The sequence below is a fragment of the Streptomyces thermovulgaris genome (assembly GCF_002155915.1).
Classification (GTDB): domain Bacteria; phylum Actinomycetota; class Actinomycetes; order Streptomycetales; family Streptomycetaceae; genus Streptomyces; species Streptomyces thermovulgaris.
In genome coordinates this window covers 1-10,107 of the sequence record NZ_MUME01000467.1, presented here as the reverse complement: position 1 = coordinate 10,107, position 10,107 = coordinate 1, and the positions used below count along the sequence as shown (strand labels likewise).

At 73.4% G+C, this 10,107-nt stretch carries 8 protein-coding genes; 3 read left to right on the top strand and 5 right to left on the bottom strand.

The annotated features are described in order from the left end of the window. Positions 1–312: 312 nt before the first annotated feature. Complete coding sequence (locus CCN35_RS26445; RefSeq protein ID WP_067400084.1) at positions 313–1,065, bottom strand: GntR family transcriptional regulator; 753 nt, start codon at positions 1,063–1,065, stop codon at positions 313–315. A 279-nt stretch (positions 1,066–1,344) separates the two neighbouring features. Between CCN35_RS26445 and CCN35_RS26440 the strand changes: the two genes are divergently transcribed. After that, the gene (locus CCN35_RS26440; protein ID WP_086794605.1) at positions 1,345–2,451 is read left to right on the top strand and encodes a threonine synthase; all 1,107 of its coding nucleotides are present in this window, start codon (positions 1,345–1,347) and stop codon (positions 2,449–2,451) included. A gap of 238 nt (positions 2,452–2,689) precedes the next feature. On the opposite strand, the gene CCN35_RS26435 is transcribed toward CCN35_RS26440, so the two are convergent. Next, positions 2,690–5,149, bottom strand: a complete 2,460-nt coding sequence (locus tag CCN35_RS26435; protein WP_067400093.1) for a SpoIIE family protein phosphatase — start codon at positions 5,147–5,149, stop codon at positions 2,690–2,692. A gap of 387 nt (positions 5,150–5,536) precedes the next feature. On the opposite strand from CCN35_RS26435, the gene CCN35_RS26430 reads away from it, so the two are divergent. Next, positions 5,537–5,773, top strand: coding sequence for a response regulator transcription factor (locus tag CCN35_RS26430; protein WP_067400097.1), 237 nt, complete (start codon positions 5,537–5,539; stop codon positions 5,771–5,773). 324 nt (positions 5,774–6,097) lie between these two features. Beyond that, positions 6,098–6,322: a hypothetical protein gene (locus CCN35_RS28195; RefSeq protein ID WP_143631853.1), complete on the top strand. Its 225-nt coding sequence runs from the start codon at positions 6,098–6,100 to the stop codon at positions 6,320–6,322. Between the two features lie 282 nt (positions 6,323–6,604). Here CCN35_RS28195 and CCN35_RS26420 read toward each other — a convergent pair whose 3' ends face one another. The 3 genes from CCN35_RS26420 to CCN35_RS26410 form a co-directional block, all read right to left on the bottom strand. Beyond that, the gene (locus CCN35_RS26420) at positions 6,605–8,710 is read right to left on the bottom strand and encodes a serine/threonine-protein kinase (RefSeq protein WP_067400116.1); all 2,106 of its coding nucleotides are present in this window, start codon (positions 8,708–8,710) and stop codon (positions 6,605–6,607) included. 439 nt (positions 8,711–9,149) lie between these two features. Then, positions 9,150–9,632: a helix-turn-helix domain-containing protein gene (locus tag CCN35_RS26415; protein ID WP_067400120.1), complete on the bottom strand. Its 483-nt coding sequence runs from the start codon at positions 9,630–9,632 to the stop codon at positions 9,150–9,152. A gap of 159 nt (positions 9,633–9,791) precedes the next feature. Then, on the bottom strand, positions 9,792–10,107 hold a 316-nt coding region (locus CCN35_RS26410), incomplete at its 5' end, for a hypothetical protein (protein WP_211285584.1).

Here is a 10,107-nt window from a genome sequence, read left to right as displayed (position 1 = left end):
TTACGGGACAGCCCTTAGGCAACCGGCCAGTGAGGGAATCACGCCTCTGGGGCGCACGAAGGCGAACGCGCCCTGCAAACGCCCCGGTACGTCCGCTCGAGGGCATACCGCGGCCGCCGGAACGACCTGCGAAAACGGCTGGAATGCGGCGCCCGCTCGACGCGCCGCGGACGGCGTGTCCGCAAAGCCGGGCGCCGAGGGGCGCGCACCCCGGCGCGGAGTGGTGCGCCGCGGTGCACCGGCCCGTCGCGACACCTGTTCTCACAGGGTCTTCCACGGGCTTTTCACGGGCTTCACGAGCAGGGGCGGCGCCTACTTCACGGGCAGGTGGTACGCCACCCGGTAGCGGTCGGCGGGGATCACGATGTCCGCCGTCTCCACGGGGCGGCCGGAGGCGTAGAACGTGCGCTGGACGACCATCACCACATGGCCGGGGACGCCGCCGAGGACATGCAGTTCCTCGGCGAGGCCGGGGCGGGCGCCGACCTCCTCGGTGACGTTGTCGACGATGATGTCGATGGCGCGCATGCGCTCGACGACGCCCATGCCGCCGAGCGGCCCCTCCTCGGGGAGCATGACGGGGGTGCGGCCGGTGAGGGCGAGCGGCTCCCAGGAGGTGGAGAGCATCATCGCCTCGCCGCTCTCGCGGAACACGTACGCGGTGCGCATCACGCGGTCGCCGGGCTTGATGCCGAGCCGTCCGGCGATCGCGTCGTCGGCCTCGACCTGCGCGCTGCTGGACTCCCAGGTGCCGCGCATCGCGGTGTCCGCCTGCTCCTGCCGGAACGGGGTCGCGCCATCGGCCGGGCGGAAGCCGGAGCGGGCGATACGGCGCGGCACGGGCCGCTCGCGCACATATGTCCCCGAGCCGGAGCGGCCCTCGACCAGGCCCTCGGCCATCAGCACCTTGCGGGCCTCGAGGGCGACCGTGTCCGAGACGCCGTACTCCTCGCGGATCCTGGCCTGGGAGGGCAGACGGGTGTGCGGCGGCAGCAGGCCGTCGATGATCTTCTTGCGGAGATCACCCGCGACACGCAGATACGCCGGCTGCTCACCGAAAGTCACTGGCCTCTCCCATCAGGTTGCACAGACAGCAACAGCCTGACAACCGTGGGTTGTACTTGCAAGCAAAGGCCAAAGAATCACCCGATGTGATGACTTCTGGAAGCCGGGCACCTCACTCAGGCGCTTTCTCCCTCGTGTTCTCCCCGCTCCGGCCGCCGGCACACCTCTGCGCCGTCCAGCGGACGGCCGGCTCACCCCAGAGCCTCGCGCAGGGTGACGGACGTGCCGTACGGCGGTCATGACGCAGCGTCGGCGAAACGGCACCCGTAACCTGAGGGCATGACCCCGCTGCCGGATCGTTACTGCCCCACGGACGGCGTCCGCGTCCCCGGCGATTCCCTCGCCTGGCGCTGCCCCTCCTGCCACGGCCCCCTGGACCTCGACTTCACCCCCATCCCGGCGCCCCTGAAGTCTCTCGCCGGCCGGGTCAACTCCCTGTGGCGGTACGCCGAGACACTGCCGCTGACGGGACCCACCGTGTCCCTCGGCGAGGGCCGCACCCCGCTCGTGCCGCTGACGGACGAGGTCTCGGTGAAGCTGGACTTCCTGATGCCGACGCTGTCCTTCAAGGACCGGGGCGCGGTGCTGCTGGCCGAGGTCGCACTGCGCTCCGGTCCGCGCCGGGTGATCGCGGACAGCAGCGGCAACGCGGGCACGGCGATCGCCGCGTACTGCGCCCGTGCGCGGCTGCCGTGCACGGTGTACGTCCCGCTGGGCACGTCGGCGAAGAAGCTGGAGCAGATCGAGGCGCACGGCGCCCGTGTGGAGGTGGTCGACGGCGGCCGCGAGGCGGCGGCCCGGGCCGCGCAGCGGGCGGCGGACGAGCCGGCCACGTTCTACGCCTCGCACGTCTACAACCCGTACTTCCTGCACGGCACCAAGACCTATGTCCACGAGCTGTGGGAGGACCTCGGCGGGCGTCTGCCGGAGGTCCTGGTCCTGCCGGTGGGCAACGGCACGCTGCTGCTGGGCGCGGCGCTGGCCGTCGCCGAGCTGTACGGGGCCGGGCTGCTGGACCGGCGCCCGGCGCTGTGGGCGGTGCAGGCGGCGGCGGTCGCCCCGCTGGCCCGTGCCTGGGAGCAGGGTGCGGAGGAGCCGGCGGACCTGATCAGCGTGGGCCCGACCCGTGCCGAGGGCATCGCCATCCCCCGTCCGCCCCGCGCCCGCCAGATCCTGCGCGCGGTACGCGAATCGGGCGGCACCTTCCTCACCGTGACGGAGGACCAGATCCGCCACGCCCAGCTGGACCTCGCCTCCCGCGGCTTCTACGTGGAGTCCACGAGCGCGGTCTGCTGGGCGGCCGTCAGGGAAGGGGCCCTCGGCGGCAGGTCGGCGGTGGTGCCGCTGTGCGGGGCGGGCCTGAAGTCGGGCCTGGCCCGGCCGTAGCCTCCCTCCGCGGGATCCGGCTCGCGCGGTCCGCCGTCCGCGGCCGGGCCCGCCGGACTCTCGCGCCTCCTGGCGCGTCCGTCCGGTCCCCGGCGGTTCCCGCCGGAGGGTCAGCCTCGGTGCGTGCACGCGCGGTTCGGGACCGCGAGCCGGACCGGTGCGGAGAACTGCCCGCCGTTTGGGCCCGGTTCACGCCGCCGGGCACGAAGGCCGCCGTCACGGGCCCGTGGATCCCCGCTCAGCTCCCCGTCAGGGACTGCTCGGCCCAGATGGTCTTGCCGACGAGGGAGTGCCGGGTGCCCCAGCGGCGGGCGAGCTGGGCGACCAGCAGCAGGCCGCGCCCTCCCTCGTCGAAGATCCGGGCGCGCCGCATGTGCGGGGTGGTGCTGCTCGAGTCGGAGACCTCGCAGATCAGGGTGTTGTTCTCGTGGATCAGCCGGAGCTGGATGGGCAGCCGGCCGTAGCGGATGGCATTGGTGACGAGCTCGCTGACCACCAGCTCGGTGACGAACACGGCGTCCTCGAATCCCCAGTCCTCCAGCCGGTCGGTGGCCAGCCGGCGGGCCCGGGCGACGTCGGCGGGGTCGCAGGTCAGGTCCCAGGCGGCGACCCGGCCGGGGTCGAGGGCCCGGGTGCGGGCGATGAGCAGCGCGATGTCGTCGTCCGGGCGGTGGGTCAGCAGCGCCGTGAGGACCCGGTCGCACGCCGACTCCGGGGTCTGGGCGGGGCGGGCGACGGCGGCGAACATCCTGTCCAGGGCCTCGTCGATGTCGCGGTCGCGGGCGTCGAGCAGACCGTCGGTGTACAGGGCGAGCAGGCTGCCCTCGGGCAGTTCGGTCTCGCTGGTCTCGAACGGCAGACCGCCCAGGCCCAGCGGCGGACCGGCCGGGACGTCGAGGAGGTACACGGCACCGTCCGGGGTGACCACGGCGGGCGGGGGGTGGCCGGCCCGGGCGAGGGTGCAGCGGCGGGACACCGGGTCGTAGACGGCGTACAGGCAGGTGGTGCCGATGCCCCCGGCGGTCTCGTCGGCGCCGCCCGTGGCGGCCGTGTCGGTGGACAGGCGTATGACGAGGTCGTCGAGGTGGGTCAGCAGCTCGTCCGGCGGCAGGTCGACGTCGGCCAGGGTGCGCACCGCGGTGCGCAGCCGCCCCATGGTGGCCGAGGCACGGATGCCGTGGCCGACCACATCGCCCACCACGAGGGCCACCCGCGCGCCGGAGAGCGGGATCACGTCGAACCAGTCGCCGCCCACGCCGGCCCGGCCGCCGGCGGGCAGATAGCGGGAGGCGATCTCGACGGCCGCCTGGTCGGGCAGGGTCTGCGGGAGCAGGCTGCGCTGCAGGGCCATGGTGGTGGTGCGCTCGCGCGGCTGCCGCCGGGCGCCGTGGATGCCCGCGGCCGCCCGGGCCGTGAACTGCTCGGCAAGCCACAGGTCCTCCGGGGTGAAGGCCTCCGGGCTGCGGTGACGGCCGAAGAGGGCCACGCCGACCGTGGTGTCCCACGAGCGGACCGGCACCACCATCAGCGAGTGGGTCCCCACCTCGCGGATCCGGGCGGCCTGGGGGTCCTCGTCCGCCCACCGGACGACGGCGGAGTCCGTCGTCGCGTACCGGGCGCCACGGCCCCGGGCCAGGCACTCGGCCACGGGCGACCGTGCCGGGTAGACGGTCGTCCCGCCCGTCGCGGCCAGGGACTCGGGGCGTTCGCCGAGGACCGACTGCACCGCGGTGCGGCGCAGGGTGACGCCCCCGGCCGACAGGGCGGAGGGCACCTCGTCGTCGCTCCCGGGGACGTCGAGCAGGTCGACGACGGCGAAGTCGGCGAGACGGGGGACCGCGGCGTCGGCCAGCTCCTGCGCGGTGCGCGCGACGTCCGGGGTGGTGCCGATCCGGGCGCCGACGTCCTTCAGCAGGCGCGTGTGCTGCCGGGCGGGCGGCTCCTGCGCCCTGTGGTGCGCCGCCAGGCACACGGCACGCACCCGGCCGTCCGCGTCCTTCAACGGGGTCAGCGAGGTCGGCGGGCCGTGCTGCGGGCCCGGCGCCGTCACGGGGCAGGGGCCGGCCTGCAGATGCTGCGGCTCGCCGGTCTCGACGGCCAGGCGCATCCCCCTGTCGGCCTCCTCGCTCACGGGCTGCGGCGCGATGTCCGGCAGACGCAGCCCGCGCATCTCGGACTCCGTGAAGCCGAGGACGCGCTCCATGGCGGCGTTCGCCCGCACCAGCCGCAGATCCGTGCCGAAGACCGCCATGCCGCAGGGGGACTGGGTGAACGCCCATTCCTCCAGCCGCTCCCCCGGCGCCCTGGACCCGGGTCCGCCGGAGAGCCCGCCGGGCCGGCCCGCCACGGCGGACACCACGAGCCATTCGTCGGCCCGCCCGCCGTGCGCGCGCCGATGGGCGAGCAGACGCAGCCGAAGCCGGCCGCCGTCCCGGTGCCGTACCGCCACGCTGCCGCTCCACCTGTCGCGCCCCGACGCGTCCCGTCGTACGTCCCCGCCGGGGGCGTCGGCGAGCAGGCGGGCGGCGGAACACCCCACGACCTGCGAGGGCTCGTAGCCGAGCAGCCGCCGCGCCCCCTCGCTCCACCCCGTCACGACGCCGTACGCGTCGACGGTGGCCGCGGCCGTGTACGCCGTCTCACCGAAGTCGTCCGTCCTGGCGGGCCGCTCACCAGGAGGTGTGGGAGGTCGCTCCATCGCCGCTCATCTCGCCCTCGCTCGTTCCTTTTCCCGCGGTTCCCGGGGGATCCGCACGCCAGGGCTCCACTGACAAGCATGTTCCTGCGCGGCACGCAGCACCAACGCAGTGCTGTACGGGACCGAACCTGCTGCAAACGGGCCGGGTGGCAGGCGTCCTGTCGGTGCCCTGCTCCCCCCGGGTGCCCGGCCGAGCGGCTCCCGGACGGCAGCCCGGAAAAAATCTTCGAAAAAATCTTCAAAAAAGCGCACAGGGCGGGGAACCGCACCCCGGGCTCCTCGCGTGGTCTCCATCAACCAAGACATTTCTGCACAAATCCACCTCTTCCGGTTGTGCGTGCGGCGATGTCCGACCCGATCCGCCGCAGAGAAGCCCCCATCACCCCCATGAGCCTGACATCCACGCCGTACACCGAAGCCCCCGCTCCCGCCCGGGTCCTGCTGGCCCCGCGCGAGCACGAGGTTCTGCAGCACATCGCAGCCGGGCGCACCTATGCCCAGACGGCCCGCCGCATGGGGCTCTCCCCGCACACGGTCGACGCCTATCTGCGCCGCATCCGGGCCAAGTCGGGCATCAGCAGCTCGGCAGAGCTCATGCGCCTGGCCATCACCCTCGGGCTGTGACGGCGACCCCCGGCCGCCGGCCGCTCGACGCGCACCGCTCGGTCCGTTCGGTCCGCGTCCTTCGGCCCGCTTCTCGGTCCGCACCGCCCGGTCCGGGCCGTTCGGCGGTCCGGCTCCCGAACGGCCCCGGGCCACGACGGGCCCCCGCCCCTCGCCGGACACACGCCCCTCCCGCCGGCCGCACGGCTCCTTGCGGCCCTGGGAGGGCACCGCAGGAGAAGGGAGGAAACCCCAAGAAAAGCCCTGTTGGCCGCTTTTGACACCTCTTGGCCAAAATCTCACGCTGGTGAGTGAACCAGCCCGTCCCCGAAGGAGAAGATCATCATGACGGCACGCACCTGGAAGGGCATCCGGCACCTCGCCGGCGGGTTCTGCGCCGCCGCGCTGCTCGCCGGAACGGTGGGGGTGGCGAGCGCCGAGGCGGCGCCCCGGGCAACGACGGCCATGGCGGAATCACCGAGCATGGCACCACGCGACTCCTGCACGGGGTACCAGTACGACGACAGCGGCATGCGCACCTGGACGCCGCCGGGCTGCACCCCGCCTTGAGGCGAGACGCCCGCCACCGACCTCGCATTTCCGCCGGACCTGGTGCTGTCGCCGAGCAACGGTCTCGCACCTCCACGAGGTCCGGCGCACTTCTGCGCCGCCGCACACCGGCCCCCGCCCGCGTCGGCGGACCGGCCCGGAGCGCCCTTGCCCTGACAACGCCCTGACCCTGAACACCCGGCAGCGCCCCGGCGCCCTTCGGCACCCTGCGGCGCCCTTCGGCATTCCTCGGCGCTCTCCGACGTCCCTCGGCGTCCTCCGGCGCCCTTCGGCCGGCGCCCTCTAAACGGTGATCACCGACACCGACCCCGAGCTGAAGTCCGCCACATAGACCCGGCGCCCGTCCGGGGACATCGCCACCCCGGCCGGGCCGGAGCCGACGGAAATGGTGCGGCCCACCTCGTTCGTCGCCGTGTCGATCACCGACACCGCACCCGAGCTGAAGCCGGTCACATAGGCCCAGCGGCCGTTGTCCGGGGACACCGCCACCCCCTGCGGGCCGGAACCGACGGGAACGGTGTCGTCCACCTTGCCGGTCGTCGTGTCGACCACCGACACCGCACCCGAACCCAGACTGGTCACATAGACCCGGCGCCCGTCCGGAGACACGTCCACCGCCTGCGGGGAGCGGCCGACGGGGATGGTGCGGCCCACCTTGCCGGTCGTCGTGTCGACCACCGACACCGAACCGGAACCCAGATTGGCCACATACGCCCGGCGCCCGTCCGGGGACATCGCCACCCCGGCCGGACTGGAGCCGACGGGGATGGTGCGGTCCACCTTGTTCGTCGCCGTGTCGATCACCGACACCGAATCCGACCGTCCGTTGGTCACGTAGACCCGGCTCCCGTCCCCCGGGGACACCGCCACCCCGTCCGGCTGACGGCCGACGGGGATCGTGCTGTCCACCTTGTTCGCCGCGGTGTCGATCACCGACACCGAACCGGAACCCAGATTGGCCACGTACGCCCGGTGCCCGTCCGGGGACACTTCCACCCCTTTCGGGAAGCTGCCGACGGGGATGGTGCGGTCCACCTTGTTCGTCGCCGTGTCGATCACCGACACCGAACTCGAGCGCTCGTTGGTCACATAGGCCCGGCGCCCGTCCGGGGACACCGCCACCCCCTCCGGGTGGCCGCCGACCCGGATCGAGGACACGGAGGCCGGTGCGGGAGGGTCGGGCAGCGCCAGATAGACGCCCGCACCCCCTGCGACCAGCGCCACCGCCCCCGCGATGAGCCCGGCCCGCCGGTGTCCGGACCGCGGCGGGCGGGGGTGCGGCCGGGGCTTCTCCTCCCGCTGCTCCCGGTGCGGCGGCTCCGGGGGCGGGCCGACCGGTTCCTCCGGTTCGGCCGCCGGCTGGAACTCGGCCGGCAGCCGGAACTCCACCGGTGGCAGAAGCTCGGTCTGCGGGGCCGGCTCGGCGGAGCGCGGCGGCACCGGGCCGACCGGCTCCCTCGGCCCGGCCGACGGCACGACCGTGGGGAGGGTCACGGGCTGCGCGGAGGCCGGGCCGGGCCGGACGGCGAGGGCGGTGAGCTGCCGGGCGGCCTCGTCGCCGTCCATCCGCTGCTCGGGGTCCTTGGCCAGCAGCCCGAGGAGGAGCGGGGCCGCCTCCGCCGTCCGGCGCGGCGGGGTGGGAGGCTCGGACAGCAGGGCGCTCAGCAGGGCGCAGTCGGAGTCGCGGTCGAAGGGGCCGGTGCCCTCGAGCGCGAAGTACAGGGTGCCGCCGAGCGAGAACAGGTCGGAGGCCGGGGTGGGTGTCCCGCCGTGGAGCCGCTCCGGGGCCATGAAGCGCACGGTCCCGATGATCTCCGCGGGTGCGGTCAGCCGCGGCGCGCCGGAGCTCGGCTCCAGTGCGATGCCATAGTCGGTCAGCAGCACCCGGCCGTCCTCCGTGGTGCGGGAGGCGTGCGGGCCGGGACCGGTCAGCAGGACGTTGGCCGGTTTGACGTCCCGGTGCAGGACACCGAGCCGGTGACCCTCCATCAGGGCGTCCAGGATCGCCAGCCCGATCCGGGCGACGTCGGCGAGCGGCAGCGGCCCCTGATCGCGCACCACTGCCTCCAGGTCCGTGGCGCCGGGGACGAACTCCATGACGATCCACGGCAGACCGCCGGACTCCACGATGTCGTACACGGTGACGACATGGGGGTGGTTGCGCAGCCGGGCGGCGTGCTGCGCTTCGCCGCGGGCCCTCGCGATCCGGGCGCTCACCTCGCTCTCCGGGATGTCCGGCGACAGGACGATCTCCTTGAGCGCGACCTCGCACGCCAGCTCCTGGTCATGAGCCAGCCACACCCGCCCCATGCCACCAGTGCCGAGCCGACGCAGGAGCCGGTAACGCCCGGCGACCACGCGCCCGGCGGCCTCGTACGCTCCCGTCATGGCGCTCCCTCTTCCAGGAGAGGAGGCCCGGTAGGGGTCCCCGGTGAGCGTTGGAAAAACCCTCTTCAGGTATTTCACATCGCTCAAAGAGCAGCAAGTCGCCCAGATCAGACGGTCGCGGCCCGCGGATGCGTCCCGCGCGGCCGCTCCGTGCGGCGGTGCCGGGGGCGGCAGTCGCGAGGGGGGAGAGCCCGCCGGAAAGGGACCCGCCGAGGGCCCGCCGTGGTGACGGCGAGACGGGGCCGTGCCGTGCGCACGCATCGACACGGCAATCGGCCGCCTGAGCCCTGTCGCCCAGGCGGCCGAACGACCACCACATGATCACCAGCTTTCACGGCCGGCAGTCCCCCTCCTCCGGCCCGCCCACCGGGCCCGGCCCTCGATTCCTCGCTCCTTGCCCGCGGCCGTACCGTCGTGAACAGGTCGTACGTGTCGTGCGTCATGAACAGAAGGGGAAGTCGCCCTTTCCGTTCTGTCCCTTGTTCCCTCCGAACAGCGCGAACCAGTCGCCGTTGAGGAACTGCCGCTTCCAGGTGTCGATCTCGCCCTCCGGGACCTCGTACTTCTTGGCGGCCTCGGCACGCGTCGTGTGTCCGGACATCACGGACATCACAACCCGTATCCTGTCCGCCCCCTGGAGCTCGGCTCCCTTCGGCTTGTCCGGCAGCGGGTCGCCGAACCGGAGACAGCCGGGCTTGCCGGGCTCGCCCGGCCGACCGGGCCTGCCGCCCTTTCCGCCTTCCCCGCCCCTGCCGCCCTTGCCGCAGTCCGAGGGGTGGTGGGAAGAAGGGCTGCCATGGGCGGAGCGGTGGGTGTCCGCCGGAGCACCTCGTGCCGCGTCGGCGGCGTACACGGTGCCGATGGCGATGACCAGGGAGGCCGTCCCCAGGATGAGGGAACGCCGCTGAGGGTTTTTGAACATGAGGATTCTCCGTTTCCAGGACAGGGTGTCGTTCAAAGGCAGGAGGTCTCGGGCTCCGCGCCCGGCCGGCCGGGGCCGATCGTGGTGATCGGCGGGGTGGGGTGGAGGCCCTCCGAGACCTCCACCTCGTCGGGACGGGGCCGTGGTGCCCCGTGGTGATCAGAAGACGCTGAAGCCGCCGACTCCGCCGTGGCCGCCGTTGCCGAAGACGCTGAAGCCCCCGGCACCGCCGTTGCCTCCGTCGCCGAAGACGGTGTTGCCTCCGAAGCCGCCATGGCCGCCGTTGCCGAAGACACTGCCGCCACCGGAACCGCCGTGGCCGCCATTGCCGAAGACGGTGCTTCCTCCGAAGCCGCCGTTGCCCCCGTTGCCGAAGACACTGCCGCCACCGGAACCGCCGTGGCCGCCGTTGCCGAAGACGCTGCCGCCGCCGGAACCGCCGGAACCGCCGCTGCCGAAGACGCTGCTGCCCCCG

Coding starts and splice junctions, on each gene's coding strand:
- CCN35_RS26440 (WP_086794605.1), top strand. CDS start 1,345: ATGACCCCGCTGCCGGATCGTTACTGCCCCACGGACGGCGTCCGCGTC.
- CCN35_RS26435 (WP_067400093.1), bottom strand. CDS start 5,149: ATGGAGCGACCTCCCACACCTCCTGGTGAGCGGCCCGCCAGGACGGAC.
- CCN35_RS26430 (WP_067400097.1), top strand. CDS start 5,537: ATGAGCCTGACATCCACGCCGTACACCGAAGCCCCCGCTCCCGCCCGG.
- CCN35_RS28195 (WP_143631853.1), top strand. CDS start 6,098: ATGACGGCACGCACCTGGAAGGGCATCCGGCACCTCGCCGGCGGGTTC.
- CCN35_RS26420 (WP_067400116.1), bottom strand. CDS start 8,710: ATGACGGGAGCGTACGAGGCCGCCGGGCGCGTGGTCGCCGGGCGTTAC.
- CCN35_RS26415 (WP_067400120.1), bottom strand. CDS start 9,632: ATGTTCAAAAACCCTCAGCGGCGTTCCCTCATCCTGGGGACGGCCTCC.